The organism is Kothea flammea, from assembly GCF_052161645.1.
In the GTDB taxonomy this organism is placed as follows: domain Bacteria; phylum Planctomycetota; class Planctomycetia; order Pirellulales; family Pirellulaceae; genus Laterigemmans.
The window spans coordinates 415,480-434,138 of the sequence record NZ_CP197414.1 but is presented as its reverse complement, the minus strand read 5'-3'; the positions used below and the strand labels follow the sequence as shown (position 1 = coordinate 434,138).

Annotated in this window: 12 protein-coding genes; 3 read left to right on the top strand and 9 right to left on the bottom strand. The window is 56.8% G+C overall.

Translation table 11 applies throughout. The features are described from left to right. Positions 1–20: 20 nt before the first annotated feature. Positions 21–3,602 carry a PAS domain S-box protein gene (locus tag SH139x_RS01520; protein ID WP_488353527.1) on the bottom strand — a complete coding sequence of 1,194 codons (3,582 nt, stop codon included), beginning with the start codon at positions 3,600–3,602 and terminating at the stop codon, positions 21–23. Positions 3,603–4,443: 841 nt separating this feature from the next. Between SH139x_RS01520 and SH139x_RS01515 the strand changes: the two genes are divergently transcribed. Beyond that, entirely contained in the window at positions 4,444–5,382 is a 939-nt protein-coding gene (locus SH139x_RS01515) for a sugar phosphate isomerase/epimerase family protein (RefSeq protein ID WP_488356136.1), read from the top strand. Here the strand turns inward: SH139x_RS01515 and ccoS are convergent, their stop codons facing one another. The 8 genes from ccoS to ccoN form a co-directional block, all read right to left on the bottom strand. Further along, positions 5,383–5,565, bottom strand: a complete 183-nt coding sequence (gene ccoS, locus SH139x_RS01510; protein WP_488353526.1) for a cbb3-type cytochrome oxidase assembly protein CcoS — start codon at positions 5,563–5,565, stop codon at positions 5,383–5,385. Next, a complete protein-coding gene (locus tag SH139x_RS01505) occupies positions 5,562–8,090 on the bottom strand; it encodes a heavy metal translocating P-type ATPase (RefSeq protein WP_488353525.1) in 2,529 nt (842 codons plus the stop codon). The genes ccoS and SH139x_RS01505 overlap by 4 nt, the downstream gene beginning before the upstream one ends. After that, complete coding sequence (locus SH139x_RS01500) at positions 8,080–9,009, bottom strand: sulfite exporter TauE/SafE family protein (protein WP_488353524.1); 930 nt, start codon at positions 9,007–9,009, stop codon at positions 8,080–8,082. The genes SH139x_RS01505 and SH139x_RS01500 overlap by 11 nt, the downstream gene beginning before the upstream one ends. After that, the gene (locus SH139x_RS01495) at positions 9,006–9,578 is read right to left on the bottom strand and encodes a FixH family protein (protein ID WP_488353523.1); all 573 of its coding nucleotides are present in this window, start codon (positions 9,576–9,578) and stop codon (positions 9,006–9,008) included. Before SH139x_RS01495 ends, SH139x_RS01500 begins: the two co-directional genes overlap by 4 nt. Positions 9,579–9,583: 5 nt before the next feature. Continuing rightward, positions 9,584–11,185, bottom strand: coding sequence for a cytochrome c oxidase accessory protein CcoG (gene ccoG / locus SH139x_RS01490; RefSeq protein WP_488353522.1), 1,602 nt, complete (start codon positions 11,183–11,185; stop codon positions 9,584–9,586). Between the two features lie 92 nt (positions 11,186–11,277). Continuing rightward, the gene (locus tag SH139x_RS01485) at positions 11,278–12,111 is read right to left on the bottom strand and encodes a cbb3-type cytochrome c oxidase N-terminal domain-containing protein (protein WP_488353521.1); all 834 of its coding nucleotides are present in this window, start codon (positions 12,109–12,111) and stop codon (positions 11,278–11,280) included. Continuing rightward, entirely contained in the window at positions 12,101–12,328 is a 228-nt protein-coding gene (locus SH139x_RS01480) for a hypothetical protein (protein WP_488353520.1), read from the bottom strand. The genes SH139x_RS01485 and SH139x_RS01480 overlap by 11 nt, the downstream gene beginning before the upstream one ends. Positions 12,329–12,353: 25 nt before the next feature. Continuing rightward, on the bottom strand, positions 12,354–14,777 hold the full coding sequence (ccoN, locus tag SH139x_RS01475; protein ID WP_488353519.1) for a cytochrome-c oxidase, cbb3-type subunit I: 2,424 nt from the start codon (positions 14,775–14,777) through the stop codon (positions 12,354–12,356). A gap of 355 nt (positions 14,778–15,132) precedes the next feature. Between ccoN and SH139x_RS01470 the strand changes: the two genes are divergently transcribed. Together SH139x_RS01470 and SH139x_RS01465 are read left to right on the top strand one after the other, a co-directional pair. Beyond that, positions 15,133–16,788 (top strand): protoglobin domain-containing protein, encoded by a 1,656-nt coding sequence (locus tag SH139x_RS01470; RefSeq protein ID WP_488353518.1) that lies wholly within the window; start codon positions 15,133–15,135, stop codon positions 16,786–16,788. Between the two features lie 271 nt (positions 16,789–17,059). Beyond that, on the top strand, positions 17,060–18,652 hold the full coding sequence (locus SH139x_RS01465; RefSeq protein WP_488353517.1) for a sigma-54-dependent transcriptional regulator: 1,593 nt from the start codon (positions 17,060–17,062) through the stop codon (positions 18,650–18,652). Positions 18,653–18,659 lie beyond the last annotated feature (7 nt).

Below are 18,659 nucleotides of genomic sequence, written 5' to 3'. Positions count from 1 at the left end.
CCTTTACGGCATCCGCTCTGCTATTTGATTTCTAATTCTGCCGAAAACGAACAACAAGCCTTAACTTCATCCTTCAATTCCTCAAGCAGCGATTCAATCTGGCTCAATTCATTATCTTTGCCAGCTGTTTCAATCTGCTCTGCCAAATCCCACAATCGCTCGGCCGCCACAATCCCGGCGATACCTTTCAGTCCGTGTGCGGATTCTCCAGCAGCAGCAGCATCTTGACTTTTTGCATGGGCTACGATCTCTTCCAGTCGTTTTACGCTGTTGACGCTAAAAGACTCCAATAAAGAATGCGCAAAGTCGCGATCACCCATGCAGCAGTCTTCCACAAATCGCTTGGAATCAAAGGGCGCAGCGGTTGCAGCTGGCATCTTTGATATATCATCCGCTATCAATAATGCGTTACTAGAGCCAACCGAAGTCTGCGTAAGACGTTCGATGAGATCTTTCAGCGCCTGCGGTTTGAAAGGTTTGGTGAGGTAATCATCCATGCCCGCCTCGACGCAGCGTTCGCGATCCCCCTTCATTGCGTTGGCTGTTAAGGCAATGATTGGCAGGTGCCCGGGGCGACGTCCAGATTGCTCTTGCTGGCGAATCTGTCGCGTTGCTTCAAAACCGTCCATCTCCGGCATTTGACAATCCATCAGCACCACGTCATACGTGCCGTTCGCCACCGCCCTGACAGCTTCAACACCATTGTTTGCGATATCACATATCCAACCCTGCCTGGAAATAATTTCTTCGGCGAACAGCTGGTTCGTGGGGTTATCTTCCGCCAACAGGACTCGCAATGATTTCGCCGGGAACGCCGTTGTCGCCTCGATTAAGGCTGGCCCGGCCTGCGCGTCATTATGCTTAGTATCCTCAGCCACACAGAAAGATTCCACAATCGCGTCGAGCAAAGCGGACTGTCCGATCGGCTTCCGCAAACATCGGGCAAAGTCATGGGGGCATTGAGAAACCGGTTGGTCTGCGGGCGTCACCAAAAAGATCTTGGTGCGAACGCTTGCCGGCACACCGCGCATGGCTTGCTCTAACTCCGCTTGAGTTGCCGCGAAGGAATCATCGAGCAGCAACAGATCATATCCATTCTCCTCACGCCGGCTCGCGATTCTGACGAGCGTTGCCTCGAGGTCTTGACAGACGTCGACCTGCATCCCCCAGGCCCTGAAGATCTCCTTCATAAAGCTCAAGTACTCGTCGCTCGCATCTGCCACCAAAACTCGCAAACCAGAAAGTTCCGAGGGTGCCAGCGGGACCAGCTCACGATGTTGTTGCGAGCGCGCGAATTGGACCTTGAACCAAAATTCGGAGCCCAAACCTTCGATGCTTCTGACCCCGATCTCTCCCCCCATCGCTTCCACAATACTCTTGCTGATGGAGAGCCCCAACCCGGTTCCTCCATAGCGGCGACTCGTCGAACTATCCACTTGCGAGAAATCTCGAAACAGTTTCTCCAAACGATCCTCGGGAATACCAATCCCGGTGTCGAGGATTCTAAACCGTAACGTAACCTGCTCAGCTGTCACTTCCAGCGGCTCCACGTTGAGACTAATTGAGCCCGTTTCGGTAAACTTGACCGCATTCCCCAACAGGTTAATGATGACTTGCCGCAAACGGTGACTATCAGCTTCGAGCAATAGCGGGATGGGGTGCATTAATTGATGACGCAGCTGCAGCCCTTTGGCCTCAACTCGAAACACCATCGACTCCACCGCATCTTCAATCAATTGCAGCAGATCAAATGGATGGCTATCAATCTCTAATTTGCCCGACTCAATTTTGGAAAAGTCTAAAATATCATTGATCAGACTCAGCAATGCGTTTCCACTTTTCTGACAGGCGCTGAGAAAACGTTGTTGCCGGGGATCGAGTTGTGAGGCAGCCAGCAATTCAGTCATACCGATCACGCCGTTGAGTGGCGTCCGCAGTTCATGACTCATCGCCGCCAAAAATTCGCTCTTCGCGAGACTCGCTTGCTCTGCTGCAAGTTTCGCTTGTCGCAAATTCACCTCAGATGCTCTACGCTCCGAAATGTCGACTTGCGTGGCAATGTAGTTGGTAAGCTCACCAGCTTCGTTCAGGACCGGGTCAATCTTGAGCTCAATCCAATAATCGCTTCCATCGCGATGATAATTGACGATCTCAACAGCGATACTCTCTCGACGCTGAAGACTCTCGGAAATACTCTCCACGCAAGCCGCATCGGTCTTTATCCCTTGAAGGAAATGCCCAGGCTTTTTGCCCTTAACTTCCTCCAGCGAATAGCCGGTTAGTCGAGTAAATGCATCGTTGATCCACTCCACTTTACCCATCGCATCGGTGATCACCACCGAGTGTTGGGTCTTGCTGGCAACCAGCGACAGCTTTTCCACCATTTCGTGGTACTGCTGCAAAGCGAGTTCGGCTTGCTTCCGTTTGTCGATGTCCTCGATCACCAGAACAATATGGCGAGGTTGACCCGCAGCATCCTTCACCAACGACGCGGTGAGATTCACCCAAACCGGGGGAGCATCATGTCGCAAGAATCGCAGTTCAAGGCTGTAAAAGTCAAGCTCTCCCGCCAGGACGCGTCTTAACTGTCGTTGATCGGTCTCGCGATCATCGGGATGCGTCACGCTGTTCGGCGTCGTGGCCAACAACGTTTCCTCGTCGTAGCCAAAAATCTTACATAATCCTGGATTGACCTTTAGCCAATTCCCCTCCGTGGAAACCAGCGCTATCCCCAACGCTGCGCTCTCAAAAGTGCCCCGGAAATTCTGCTCGCTTTCCAATAACGCGGCACTCTTTACATGCTTTTCCGTAACGTCGAAACTCACACCAACCAATTGCTCGGGTGAGTGGGTGGCGTCGAGCACCACCTTTCCCTCGCCCTGAACATGGCGAATTGAGCCGTCTGGATGAACGACGCGAAAGCAACATGAGAATGATGACTTTTCTTCAACCGCCTGGTCCACACAGCCGCTTACACGCTCACGGTCATCAGGATGAATCACTGTTAAAAATGCTGAGAGCTGATAAGGTCCTGGCGATTCCTCCAAACCAAAAATTTCCTTCATCCGACCATCACACTGAACCGTTTGATCGGCGAGCTGAACCTCCCAAACGCCAATTTGAGCCGCATCCAAAGCGATATCTAATCGTTCCTGGCTTTTGGTTAGCTTCCGGGCCAACAAGGCTGCTGACGGCAATTGCAGCGCGTTGGGAAGCAAACGGATCAATACCAACACCGTGCCCCAAGATACCAAAGCCGTGAAGGCTTTGATTAATCCAGAAAATCGGTATACCGGCCACCAGAAAATTCCCGCCTCTACCAAGTGCCCGAATCCGCAGGCCAAAATGAACGTGGCAAACAACCAGATAATTTTCGGGAACGGCAGGTCGGGTTTGCGTCGCAAGAAAAACAGCAGCACGATCGGAATCGCGAAGTAGGCGCTAAAGATGCCGACATCCGAAATGATGTGCAACCAGCCAACATCGGTTGACCAATCACCGCAGTACCAACGAGCGGGAAAATCGCTGGTGTCGAAGAGCTTACCGGCAAAGGTGCCTAAGCCCTCCGCAGAGAACTCCTTGGTGGCCAGCCCCGCACCCACACCAGTTTCACCGCAGCATGCCGCCTGCTCGACATTTGTTTGCTCGATACGCGATTGCTCGACGCCCCCTTGCTCGATTGGCGAAAGCGACTAGCATTGTCGCGGAACTCAAGACCACAGACAAAACAAGGCAACCTGTCATCTTGAGCATACCCGCACCGCGTCCCTACAATCGAAATAAATTGTTAATTCATTACTGTTTACGAATACCCCGGAGGCTTCGCAGAACACTGGTCTCCTAACTCTAGGTCATGAAAAACAAGCTTTAGATTTCGCGGTTTTCCGCAAATGGCTGGCCACTTTAGCGCGAGTCACGGTTTCTGTGGTGAATTCGTTTACTCACGCCTCCTGCATAACATCATCAATGTCGATACGCGTATGCAGCCGGCTGTCCATGCGTAGCGCGACCATCTGGGCCAACCGCGGTCGCTCCAACTCGAACACCGCCGCCAAAGCATCGCGACCCCCCAAGCTGCACGGGCCGTCAATTTCTCCGAATCACCAGGATCGTGCTCTTGATATGCTTCCATACCAGGGGTACCTGCGCATCCACTGGGCGATTCCACAATAATTCAAGAAAAAAAATTCGGTTGGGGTATAGCAAGGCGAGTTGCAGATTGAACAATCCTGCTGGTCACTTTTTTGGCAATCTGTGCCGGTCGCCGATTAAACTGGCTCTCACCTGACTGAGGCTAACCAGTGGTGGCTCTGGCATTGTCAGTTGGAGCCGCGTAATGTTTACTTTTGCGGTTTGCTTCGATCGCGCCGACTACGAAGGATAAAGCTTGTGAACGAACCCCAACTTGAGACTCAAACAAAATCGTTTTCGCGGCGTCAAGCGATGGTCGGTGCACTCGCCGGGGCGATTGCCTGCGGAAGTCAGGCCTTGCTGCCGGCACGCTTAGTCGCGGCCAGCCCTAAAGCGAAACCAAGCCGGCCCAATCGGATCGCTGTGTCGACGTATTCTTATTGGCGTTTCCGCAACGACAGCAAATTGACGATCGAAGAGTGCATCGATCTAGCGGCGGAGGCTGGTTTTGATGGTGTGGAAGTCTTGCATGTTCAAATGCAAGACGATTCCGATCCCGCTCTCCAGCGAATCAAACAACGCGCCTTCCGACACGGAATTGATCTGTGCGGTTTTTCAACTCACCAAACGTTTGTATCACCCGACGCGGATGTGCGGCAGAAAAACGTCGACCATACAATCCGCTTGATCGAAATGGCCTATGCCATGGGCATCCCCACGATGCGCGTCAATACGGGGCGTTGGGGAACGACCAAAAGTTTTGACGAACTGATGGCAAACAAGGGCATCGAACCGCGTCTGCCGGGCTACAGCGATGACGAAGGCTTTCAGTGGGTGATTGACTCGCTGGAAAAATGTTTACCCGCAGCGGAACGCTGCGGCGTGGTGCTGGGGCTGGAAAATCACTGGGGCCTGGGGCGAACAGCCGCCGGAGTTCTGCGCTGCATCAAGGCGATCAATTCACCCTGGCTCCGCGCCACCCTCGATACCGGCAACTTTTTGGAAAACCAATACGACCAATACCAAGAGTTGGCACCGGAGGCGGTGTTTGTACAGGCGAAAACTTATTTTGGCGGCGGCACTTGGTACACGCTGGACATCGACTACGATCGCGTGGCCAAAATCCTCAGAGACGTCAACTATCAAGGCTATATTTCACTGGAATTCGAAGGCCAAGAGAGTCACGAAACGGCGATCCCCAACAGCTTGGCACTGCTCCGCCAAGCCTTTGGAGCTGCTGCGGCAGAGTAGTCAGCCAGGTGTCGAGGCGTCTCGTCGATGCGGTTTGCGCTTCGCTTCGTCATCGATCAACATCCGCACGGCGGGCGATTCCAAATCGTCAAACTGGCCTTTGCGAATGCAGATCACGCAGGCCAAGACGGCCGCCGCGCCCATTAAAATTGCCACTGGCAAAGCTACGTACAGCACGCTCATGATGTTCGCTCGGCTGTTGAAAATGTGGGACTTGCGAGGGTCATCGAAAGGACCGTCAAGGAACTGATCGGCATCAGCACGGCTGCGACCAACGGGTTGATCTGCCCGGCCATCGCTAAGATTACCGCGATCACATTATAAGAGAGCGAAGCGGCAAAGTTGCGACGAATCACCGAGACGGTCCGTTGCGAGGCGTGCATGAGGTCAGCCAGCCCAGCCAATCGGCCATCAGCTAAGTAAACGGGAGCCGCTTCGAGACTGGCTTCGGCACCACCCCGCACGGCCACGCCGACGTCGGCGGCGGCCAACGCGGCCGCATCGTTAACGCCATCCCCCACCATTAACACTGGCCCGGGCGTTTGCTTGCTGGCTTCAATCTGAGCCAACTTGGCTTCCGGCGTAAGTCCCCCTAAAGCCAACTCGGCTGAGATCCCCGCTGCGGCAGCGATCTGTGCGACAGTGCGAGGGTGATCGCCAGAAAGAATGCCAACTTCCCAGCCAAGGCGCTGTAAACTTTGCACCAACTCCGCCGCATCATCGCGGAGCGTATCCTCCAACCGCAAAATCGCGGTCAAGCGACCATCTAACGCGATCAACACGCTGCTGGCGCCATCCCCGGTAATGCGTTGTTGGTGCGCGACCGCCCAGGGCTCGACGTCGACACCCTGCTCCCGCAAAAATTGACTATTACCCACAAGCACATCACGACCTTCGACAACACCGTAAACTCCTCCCCCGATCGTTTGCGAAACTTCGTCAGCCGTGGCGATCACCAAGTCTCTACGATTCGCTTCACGCTCAATCGCCGCAGCCACTGGATGTCGCATTTGCGATTCCACGGCGGCAGCCAATCGCACCGCCGTCTGCAGTTCCGCCTGCGATTCAAGTTCCACATCACGCTCGCCCAGCACCTCAGTGATCCGCAAGCGACCGACGGTGAGCGTACCGGTCTTGTCAAACCAAACTTTGCCAGGCCGCGCCAGCCGCTCGAGTACATCCCCGCCGCGAACCAAAATCTTGCGGCGAGCGGAACGCCCTAAGCCCACAGCCAATGCCAACGGCGTGGCCAGTGCCAAGGCGCACGGGCAAGCGACGATCAACAAAGCGACGGCATGCTGAGCCGCTGCCGCCGGACCGCTGGACCACCACCAGCCAAGTGTTACCAGGGCCAATAAAATCACGATCGAAACAAACCAGCCACCCACCGCATCGGCCAATTGCACGACCGGGGATTTCTTGCCAGCCGCTTCCTCCACCAACTGCATCAACCGACCAACGCGACTTTCCATACCCACGGCAGTCACGCGAATATCGAGCTGGCTGCGAAGATTGGCCGTCCCAGCTTCGATCGAATCGCCCGGTCCCACTTCCACCGGTTGACTCTCGCCTGTCATCAAGGAACGATCGAGCAGCGAATAACCGACCTCGATCGTCCCGTCGGCCGGCACCCCCTCGCCCGCGACGACACGAACCAAATCGCCAGCTCGCAAGGCGTCGGTGGGCATCTGCTTGAGACTCCCATCCGCTTCCACGCGGGTGGCCGAAGGGGGAGCCAAACGCATCAACAAACCGACCGACTCGGCCGCGCGACGTTGCTGGCGAAACTGGACCCAACGTCCCACCAATAAGAAAAAAACCAGCACCGCGATCGAATCGAAATAGACTTCACCAACGCCCGAAATCGCCCCCACCAAACCGGCGATAGCCCCCACGCCAAGCCCCAAGGCGACAGGTAGATCCATGTGGGGCGTCCAAGTTCGCAGCGCCGCCCATGCGCCTCGAAAGAAGGTCCGCCCCGGAATCGACACCGCCAACAAACCTAATAACACGCCGGCCCAACGGAGCACAGTTTCGTACTCCGCTTGGATGCCGGAAAAACGGCCGGCGTACAACGCCACGGCGATCCACATTGAATTGGCCGCGCAAAAACCGGCGATCGCAATTTGAACCAACAATTGGCGATTTTCGGCCGCCGCCCGGTCCGCCCGTTCGCAGTTGGCCAACGGTGCCACACGATAGCCAAGTCGATCCAGGGTGCTGGCAATCTGACTGAGCTTCGTCTGCCCCGGTGCGAAGACCACATCAATCGTGTGGTCATGCATTCTCACCCGAGCCGACTCCCATCCGGGCAACAGTCTGGCCGAGCGTTCAATCAACCACGCGCAAGCACCACAATGCAAACCACCGATAGCCAAGCGACAGCACAACAGATCACCACCGGCTGACTGCGGTGCGCTGCGCCCCAACAACGTGGGATCATCCAATTCGTCATAACGCGACGCGTTGACCACCGCCTCTCCGGAGGTGTTGGCCAAGCGATCGCGGAGCGCGTAATAGTCTTCTAAACCCCAGCCATGAATTAACTCATAGGCTCCGCGACAGCCGGCACAGCAAAAAGCGGGTGTGTCAACATCCGCGGTCGGAGGTGCGGGCGAAGGCAAACCACAGTGCCGACAAGGAACGGTCCCACCGCTCTCCGTTTCAGCAAGTGCCGTCTTCCGCTCCACCGTCGATTCAGTTTGCATCTTCGCAGCAAGGTAAGGGTTCACCCGAAAGGACATTCAGCGTTTGCTGAGCCACCGACGCACCATTTGCCGTTTGCTCAATCCCCGCATCCGCGCCGGCGGCGCGAGCTCGAGCGACAGTCGCCGCACGTTGAGCGAGCGGAGTTAAATCAGCAGCCGCCCGTCCCGTCGCTGTGTACAAACCTGTGGTCAACAACATCATCGCGCCGATCAGCGGCAATAGGCTGCCGAAGCGAGGTGCCAATCGGAAAGAGCCTGCCACCAGTGCCGTCAAAGCGGGCAGCGTGCCCAACCAAAAAGCAACCATCACGCTGACCGCCGGCAACGGATGCCCCGTACCGGCCGCCACCAACACAAACAAGTATAACCAGCCGCACGGCAATAAAGTTGTTAACGAGCCAGCAGCCACGCCACGAAGCAACAAAGGCAAGCGATTCAGTTGCGGCCTGCGAGCAGCCACCCAGGCCGAGATCCAACTGCCCAACCCTGACGAAGTTACCCCTGCCGAAGTTACCCCCGCAGGCTGCGAACGCATCCACTGCGGAAACTGCCATTCCACGTAGCGAATCAGCCCCAACGCGATCATTGCCCCACCAACGACCCGAGCCGCCAACGATTGAATGCCGACCACATCGCCACCCAAAGAAACGGCCGCGCCCAACAATCCGGCGATCAATCCGGCGATGCTGTAGGTCAACAACCGCCCGGCGTGATAGGCGAGCAAGCGAGGCCAAACACCGCCCCGCGATGAAGCATCCCCGGCAGCACGCGGAGAGTCTGCGGTCTGAGCTCCGCCACCATTCGCCCTGCGTTGCCCCCCTGCACCGCTGGCCCACAACGCCAACGGACCACACATGCCGACGCAATGCATGGACCCGAGCAAGCTGGCGACCAAGACGGCTAACAACAATCCGATCACGAAGTCACTCCGGCGGAATTTGCATCAGCGGCGGCAACCTTCACCGTCTGCTTAATCAGGAAATGAGCCGCTTGTTGATCACGCAAATCCAATTCAATTTCCCACAGACCGGGGCGATCCATCATTGCCAGAACGCGGTAATTCCCCCCACCAAGTGACTCCAGTTCGAGCGACTGAATCTCGCCCGCCCGAGCGTGATGATAGAGTCGCACTTGACCTTCCAACGATTCCAGTGGCGTGCCCTGCGAATCAGCCAACATCACGGTCACGGCTCGACGACCCTGCGTATCGGCGACCTCGGGAACGACAATCCGGTGTGCCCAACGGAGGGAGTCGCTGGCTTGCTGTACCGCTTGCTGCTCGTCCCAACGAAGTGCCTGCTGATAATAGTCGGGCACGACGGCCACGCTGGGATCACCCGTTGCCAACGTAATTGCCACCACGCCGACGGCAACTTGAGCGGTCAAAAAAGTGACCACCAAACCGCCCCAAAACCAAGCCGCCTTGCGGCCAGCGCGACGCTGCTCCTGGGGTGTCATCAGATCATAATCCGTTTGTTGCGTTGTCATCAGTCTTACTGCTTAGGCCCGAGTAATCGATATTCCAACTTTCGCTCATTATCGGCACCATCGGTGATCCGAAATTCAGCGTCGGCAAAACCGCTCGCGGCGGTCAAACGAGTGGGGAATCGCACAGACACCGGCACGGTACTGTTCTCGCCCACACCCAATTCCAAGCCCGACGAATCGACAATCTGCAATTCTACACCGGCCGGCGCGATCGCTTCGATCTTATAAGTTTGCGGCTGATCGCTGCGATTCATCAATCGTAAACTCATATTGTTTCTCAGCATCCCCGCAGCATCCAGCGTGTAAGGATGACCGCCGGAACGTGACACCCCCGCATCGAAGGCGTACTTCGTCGAGAGCACCAACAGGAAACCGCCAACCACGACCGCCAAGGCTAAGGGGTAAAGAATCGTGCGAGCTCGCAATAAACCACCCGGCTTGCCAGCCAATTCATCCTGCGACGTGTAACGAATCAAACCTTGCGGCAAGCCGACTCGATCCATCACTTCATTGCATGCGTCAATACACTGCGTGCAATTAATACACTCCATCTGCAAACCATCGCGAATATCAATCCCGGTCGGACAAACAACCACGCATTGGTTACAGTCAACACAATCGCCGCCGCTGGCACTGGCGCTGACACCGACAGGTTGCGGATCCGCGGCGGTGCTGGCCAACTTGCGTTTGCCTTTGTGGCGAGGTTCGCCACGCGCCACATCGTAACCCACGATCCGGCTGCGGCGATCCAACATCACCGACTGGAAGCGCCCATATGGGCAAGCGATCAAGCACAACTGCTCGCGGAAAAACAGAAAGTCAAACAGCATCGCTGCCGTGGTGCCAATCATCAGGGCAAACGCGGCCGGGTGCTCCACCGGCGAACTGCGAACCCACTCGGCCAACCGCTCGGTCCCGACAAAATAGGACAGAAAGGTGTGAGCCAGCGCCATCGAGAGGACTAGGTAAATTCCCCAGCGAAGAAATCGCATCGGCAACGTCAGCTCCCGCTTGGCTTTACCACCTTTACCCACCGTTCCCTCAAACAAACGGTCGATGGGGCGGAACAGAAACTCCATATAAACGGTTTGCGGACACCCCCAGCCACACCACAATCGCCCGCTGATTGCCGTGGCGAGCACGATGGTGAGAAAGACAGCCACCATACCGAGCGCCAGCAACAACGTATCAGTGGGCAAAAAAGTGTGCCCAAACAAGACAAACCGGCGGGCCACAATGTCCAATAAAACCAGCGGCTTGCCTCCCCAGCGAAGATGGGGCAACAACACGAAAATGGCGATCAATGCGTAAGCCACCACGCGGCGACGCTTCCAAAGCACTCCCGTGGAGAGCTTGGGACTCAACCAACGCCGTGAGCCATCTTGCTCGAGCGTGCTGAGCACGTGCAGGGGAGCTCCCAGCAGCGTGCTACCCTGAGCGCCTCCCGTCGCGTCTGCGCCCTCGACAGCCGACTGCTGCTCCCGAGCGTCACCACATTTACAAGTACCACATTTACCACAACCACCAGCTCCCCCACCCGTCACCGGCAGAGCGCCTGGTTTGCCAGCGTCGTCCGAGAGTGAGGTGGAGGGGGATGACGAACACATTTTCAATATCCTTGCGATCAAGAGATCGAGATAACTTTCAAGTAAACTCCCTCGACGGTCAGCATGCGTCGATCGTCAGCACAAGCACCGGCTCAATCACCTTCCATCACAGGAGATTCCGCAGTGACCGGGTCTTCGGCGGCCGCCTCAGCACCCTCGCCTTCAGCCCCATTTCCATCCTCGCCTTGAGCCCCATCACCAGCCTCAGCCGCTTTAGCAGCTTCCTGAGCGGCCAATTCATCGGGCGTGGGCCAGGGAGCGATTTCGCTACCCTCTGCAGCTTTCGCGCCGGGGCCCGGATCGGTCCCCCGCATGCTGGCCACGTAAGCGGAGACCAACACACGTTCGGCTTCATCCAGGCGGTTGATCCAAGCTGGCATCGCGCCCGCGGCGGCACCTCGGTTGACGATGTTGAGAATATCCTCGATTTCGCGGACGTTCTTATAGTGGTTGTCGGTCAGGTTGGGACCGATCAAACCACCTCCGCTGGTGCCGTGACAGGCGACACAATTCGCCAGATAGACACCGCGACCGACCGCCAATCCACCGCCGCCGGTGGAAGCGAACCGGACCAGCGTCTGCCGGTCTGGCTTGATCTCACCCAATCCGGCCAGCTGCTTGCGAGCGTTCACCGCCTCAGCGACTTGATAACCCTCGGAGACGCTACGGCCGCTACCACCAAAGTGATAGTAGGCGAAGTAGGGAAACGAAAAGATAATCGAAACGATGAACAACCACTTCCACCAACCCGGCAGCGGGTTGTCATATTCCTGAATGCCATCGTATTCATGCCCCGTCAACTCGTTATGGGCATCACCGGCAATCCAGCCGGTTCCTTGTTGGTCATCTGCAACTTTGCTCATCGAAGTCTCTGCTTGGGAATACTGGGCTGTCGAAGTCTTATCGCTCATGGGCTTATTGCTCATGGGGACGATCCTCCTCACGGAGCACCGCCTGGGCCGCACGCTCATCACGCGGGTCTTGAACACGATCACTTAGCGGAATCGAGGCGAAGCGATCGGTAGCATTGCGACTGAGTCGCAGAGTGGCGTAGCACATCAGCCCAAAGGCGATGCAGAACAGAGCCAGCGCCCAGGTGGCGCTGTTGCTATAGTCCAAATAGTGCAAAACATCTCTTAACATGATTTTATTCCGCAGCAGGGAGCGATTAGGGAGTCGCCAGAGCCACGCCCTCCGTAGATTCAGGTTGCTGGGCAACGGGCTCCGTTTCCGCCTCTTCGTCAGCCACCGCCGGGGGTAATGCCCCTTCAGTTTCCGGCGCCGGTGCGGGACGCGTAAGATCGACCCCCATGCGTTGCAAATAGGCAATTAGAGCAACCGCTTGGGTATCCTTGGTCATAACAAAGGTACCGTCGGGCAACTCTTGGCGAACGGGTCCGCCTTGATTGATAATTTCAGCCGCCAACACGTCGGCTTGTTGCCTGGCAATCTCGGGAGACTCGCTCAGCTCAAAGTCATACTCAGCACCAAGCCAGTGTGCGGCCCACACGCGATCGGTGATCTTTTTAAAATCGAGCGTCGTTGTTAGCAGATGCTCAAAAGAGGGCATCACCGAGCCGGTCTGCACCGACTCCGGATCTTGGAAGTGCCGCCAGTGCCAGAGACTGCTGTTCTTGCCACCCTGACGAGCCAAATCGGGACCGATGCGGCGGCTACCCCACTGGAACGGATGGTCATAAACAAACTCACCCGCCTTGCTATATTGCCCGTATCGTTTGGTCTCGGCCACGATCGGACGGATCATTTGACTGTGGCAGTTATAACATCCTTCCGAGACATAAATATCACGACCAGCCAACTCCAACGGCGTGTAAGGTTGCACCGACGCAATCGTGGGAACATTGCTGCGAATCAGGAAGGTTGGAATGATTTCAAACAAGCTGGCCACAACCACAGCCAGGACGACCAACACGGTAAAGCGAACCGGCAAACGCTCCCAGCGACGGTGCCAACCCATTTTGGACCACCAACCGAGCGACTTACCCAATTGCGAGATCGGCGTGTCGCCAAATTCATCTTCGTCGACCGATGGTGTCGGTTCGGAGAACCGCCCCAAGCGGGGAGCCGTGTAGACGGGCTCGTCATAGACAGCCGGCCGTGTCGACCAGGTCATCACATGATTAATAGCCATTAGCACGATGCCGAAAACAAACAAAGCCCCACCAGCAACTCGCAACCACCACAACGGAATCACCGTGGTCACCGATTGCAAAAAGTCTGGGTATTGCAATTGGCCCATGTCGTCCAAAGCACGCCACATCAAACCTTGAGTCAAACCTGCAGCGTAAATGGGAACGATGTACAGCAGAATGCCGATCGTGCCGACCCAGAAGTGCAGACTCGCCAATTTGACGCTCCACAACTTGGTCTGGAATAACCGTGGCATCAACCAATACAGCATGCCAAAGGTCATCATGCCGTTCCACCCTAGCGCCCCGGAGTGCACGTGGGCGATCGTCCAGTCGGTATAGTGGCTGAGCGCGTTAACACTCTTGACGCTCAACATCGGCCCTTCAAAAGTGCTCATCCCATAGAAGGTGATCCCGACCACGAAAAACTTCAGCACCGGGTCGGTCGCCACTTTGTGCCAAGCACCTCGTAGCGTCAGCAAACCGTTGATCATTCCACCCCAAGATGGCATCCACAACATCACGCTGAACAGCATCCCCAAGGTGCTGGCCCATTCGGGCAGCGCGGTGTAATGCAAGTGGTGCGGTCCCGCCCAGATATAAATGAAGACCAAGGACCAAAAGTGTAAAATCGAAAGCTTATAACTGAAAACTGGCCGGTCGGCCGCTTTCGGCAAAAAGTAATACATCAGACCCAAGAAGGGGGTCGTCAAGAAAAACGCCACCGCGTTGTGACCATACCACCACTGCATAAACGCGTCTTGCACACCCGCGTAGAGTGAATAACTCTTGCCCCAACCAATCGGCACCACCAAGTTGTTAAAGACGTGCAGCACCGTCACGGTGACAAGCGTGGCGATGTAAAACCACAGAGCCACATACATGTGTCGCTCACGACGCTTGATCAACGTCATGAAAAAATTCACCCCGAAGAAGCCCAACCAAACGACGGCAATTGCCAAGTCGATCGGCCACTCCAGCTCCGCATACTCTTTGCTCTGTGTGATTCCCAAGGGCAAAGTAATCGCCGCCGCCACGATGATCGCTTGCCAACCCCAGAAATGCAGCTTGCTCAGCGTGTCGCTCCACATCCGCGCCTTGCACAGACGCTGGGTGCTGTAATAGACAGCCGCGAAAATCGCGTTCCCGGCGAACGCGAAAATGGCCGCGTTGGTATGCAAAGGCCGCAAGCGACCGAAAGATAAATACTCGGCAATCCAACCCAACTCATAGAATAGCTTGGGCAGGACCAACAGCAGGGCCACCAACAAGCCCACCAGCGTGGCAACCAACGCCCACAAGAGCGTGGCCGTGGCGAACATCCGCGTGATGCCATCGTCATAACTGAACGAGTCCATCGTCACTGCCGGACTCGTCCCTCCACCCACTCCTGCGGATTGCGGGTCTTCGTCTCTCTGTTTATCAATCGTGCCGCTCGCCATCGTAGCGATTCTCCCAGGAAGAATGCGTTGGGGTGTGCAAATCAGTATGTTACAAATGAAGCTCGAAAGCCCCTTCTATCACGAACAGTGCCAAGCCGCTGAAGCAGCGACCGCACGCCGCACCCCAGAACTGCGGCGGCGGAGCTAAATTCAGGTTTTTTACGGGCTAAATACTCTGGAGAAAAAACATCGAACTTAACCCCGGCGACCCGCGGTCAGACCCCCAGCTCAATAACACCGTGCCGGAACCGCACAGCTCGTGCGCAAACCAGTGTGCCACATCGCACACTTGGAAATCCAGCCCAGATCGTTCCCGCAAGCTCCTTCTCCCAAGCTCCTTCAGCGAAGCCTCATCATGCAACGCGCCCCCTCACCACCCGCCGCAGCCCTGCAAGCTCGCCTGCAAGAACTTCGCGACTACGTAGCTCTGACTCCCGCTGATCTGCATGACGTCAGACCCTGCTGGGATCTGCTGCAGCCCCATGCTGGAAAACTGGTTGAAGATTTTTACTTGGAAATCATGCGGCACCCCGAGGCACGAGCCGTGTTCAGCGACATGGCGCAAGTCAACCGGCTGAAGCAATCACTGCACGCCTGGCTAGCCGATCTATTCGCCGGCCAAGATGACCCTGATTTCGCCAACCGGCGTTGGCAAGTCGGTTATCGTCACGTGCAAATTGGCTTGCCCTCGATCTGGGTCAGCATGGCCATGTCACGCCTACGAGACCAAGCGCTGACGGCGCTTGGCCAGGAATGGCCCCACGATCAGCCCGGACTGCAGCGGGCGAATTCGGCCATTTCCCGGATGATGGATGTCGATTTGGCGCTCATCCAAGATGCTTACAACAACGAGTCAGTCTCCCGCCGTTTACATCGTGAACGCGACTTTGCCGAGGGAGTGATTCAGACCGCGCAGGCGGTCGTGATGGTGGTCGACACCGCAGGTCAGCTGATCCGCGGCAACGCCTTTCTCGCTCGCTTGCTGAATATCTCTGACGCTGACAATGAAGCGACGCTGCCGGCGAACGTCTGTGAGCTGTTGGCCAGCGACGAATGCGAGCCATTTCTGCAATTCATTCGCTTGGCGGCGGCGGGCGAGCACCCTGCCCCGCTGGAAACCGTGCTGCAACATCAAACCTCAGCACCACGTCGAGTGCGGTGGATGGCGCGACCCTTCCTGCCAATCCCGCTTGCCGAGGACGACAACCAAGCGGAAACGGGCGGGGGAGTGCTGTGTGTCGGCCAAGACATCACCGACCTCACCGAAGCGCAACGGCAACTGGTGCGCCACGCCCGTTTGGCTGCGATCGGTCAGACGATGACGGGCTTGGCGCATGAGAGCCGCAACGCTTTTCAGCGCAGCCAAGCCGCCCTGGAGACGTTGCTGCTGGAACTGGAAGATCGCCCGGCGGCCGTGCAATTGATCGAGCGAATTCAACGCGCCCACGACCACTTGCTGCATCTTTACGAAGAAGTGCTGCAATTCGCCCGCCCGGTGCGACTGGAACTCCAACAACTGCATCTCGACAGTCTCGTGCGTCAAACCTGGGATCATTTGCGAGATGCGGTCAGCAACAAACAAGTCCGCTTGGCGTTGCAAGCCGACCCCACTGATACGGCAATCACGGCCGACCCGTTTGCTCTCGAGCAGATTCTCCGCAACCTGTTGGAAAACGCGATCGAAGCAAGCCACAGCGGGGCCGAACTGCATGTCACCATCGCACCCGCGTGGCTGGGTAGCCAACCTGCCAGCCGGTTGGTCGTCCGAGATTTTGGCAAAGGTATCCCAGAAAAGTATCGCGATCGTCTGTTTGAGCCCTTCTTCACGACGCGTTCCAGCGGGACTGGACTCGGACTGCCGATCGCCCGCCGGCTGGCCGAAGGGCATGGCGGCAGCCTGGACTTGAACGCCGCCGAGCCCGGCACCATTGCGATACTTACGCTCCCCTTGGTGGCGATCCCGGAAATGGAGCCGGGGCCCAGCAATGAGGATACCCGGCGTAGCGAGTGAGACGGAATCGCTGCTCGAATTTATTTAGCCGCTCAGACTTGGCTGCTCAAATTCAGCTGCTCAGCTGTGCCAGTTCGCCCGCTCACTGTGCCCAACCGCCCACTGCAACCCGGCGAATGGCCCTGAGCGAACACTTAATTTTTAACTTAAAGTGTTATCTGCAAAGTGCTTATAACAATTAGCACGAGTCACAGATAGAAAGTTGGCGCGGCGATTGCTTTCGACGTGATGGCTCAAATTTATGATCACCGCTCCCAGGTCAATGCTCCCATTGGATAAACGTCGCGTGCGAGAACTTGCCTCCGTCGATAATCCGACTTCCCCAGCGGCTGCCGGGCTACCGTTACAGCCCGGCCACCGGGATACACCGCCTGGCCAGCGGGAAGTACAGCCTGGCCAGCGGGAAGTGCAGCCTGGCCAGCGGGACACGCAGCCTGATTCGTCGGATGACCACGAGCAGATTCAGTTGTTATTGGTTGACGACGAGGACGATTTTCGCGATTCAGCGGCTCAATATTTTTGCCGACGCGGCCATCATGTCACGGCGGTTGCTTCGGGCCGCGCGGCGATCGAAGCGACCAAGAAGCGGCAGTACGACGTAGCCGTGGTTGACGTTCACATGCCGGAAATGGATGGCGTGGAGCTGTTGAAAAAAATTCGCAGCGAAGGGGACCATCTACAAGTCTTGATGTTGACCGGCGGAGCGACCGTTTCGACGGCTGTCGCCTCGCTGAAGGCGGGCGCGGTGGACTATGTGACCAAGCCAATTCGCTTGGCTGACCTGGAGTCACTGATTCGCAAAGCGGCGCGGACTGCGGGACTGGAACGCGAGAACGCGCGATTGCGTCAAGTGATTCATCGCCAGCGGCCACGGACCAACATCGTCGGCCGCTCCGCTGGGATCGAAGAGGTCCTGCGTTTGATCCAACGCGTCAGCGGCAGCGATAAGCCGGTGTTGATTGAGGGCGAAAGTGGCACGGGCAAAGAACTGGTCGCGCGGGCGATTCATGCCGCCGGGCCGTTGGCGGATCGTCCCCTGGTGGTGATCAATTGCGCGGCACTGCCGGAGCATTTGCTGGAGAGCGAATTATTTGGGCATGAAAAGGGAGCCTTTACCGGCGCGGTCGCCAGCAAGCCGGGGCTATTTGAAATGGCTGATGGTGGCACGCTGTTTATCGATGAACTAGGAGAACTCGCTGGCAGCTTGCAAGCTAAATTATTGCGAGTCCTCGAAGACGGAGTAATTCGTCGTGTGGGGAGTGTCAAAGAGCGTCGAACCAAGGTGCGAATTTTGGCTGCCACCAACCGCGACTTGGCTACCGAAGTGCAGGCGGGACGTTTTCGCGAAGACCTCTATTACCGCATCAACGTGTTAAAAATTGTCTTGCCGCCGCTGCGGCAGCGACGTGGCGATGTTGATTTGTTGGTCGCCCACTTGTTGGGCGAAGATTGGGTCTTGGAACCTGGCGTTGCCGAGACGCTGCGAGTTTACAATTGGCCTGGCAACGTGCGGCAGTTAGCCAACGCGTTGGAGCGAGCGAAACTACTGGCTGACACTGACCGCGTAATTCGCTTAGTCAACCTGCCTCCCGAGATCAGCAGCAATCACAGGCTGCTTGAAACCGATCACTCAACCCAGGCGAACGATTTCACCCAGCCGAACGATTCTGCGGCGGCCGAACATGCGGCTGGCTTTGGCCCCTCCTCCCCGGCAATGATTTCGCCGCAAGATCTCGCATCACTCAACAAGCGGCACGTGGAGGAAACGTTGCGGCGGTTTAACGGCAACAAGTCGCAAACCGCTCGCGCTTTGGGGATCAATCGCCGCAGCCTTTATCGGTTGATCGACAAGTTCGAACTATAGCGGTGCC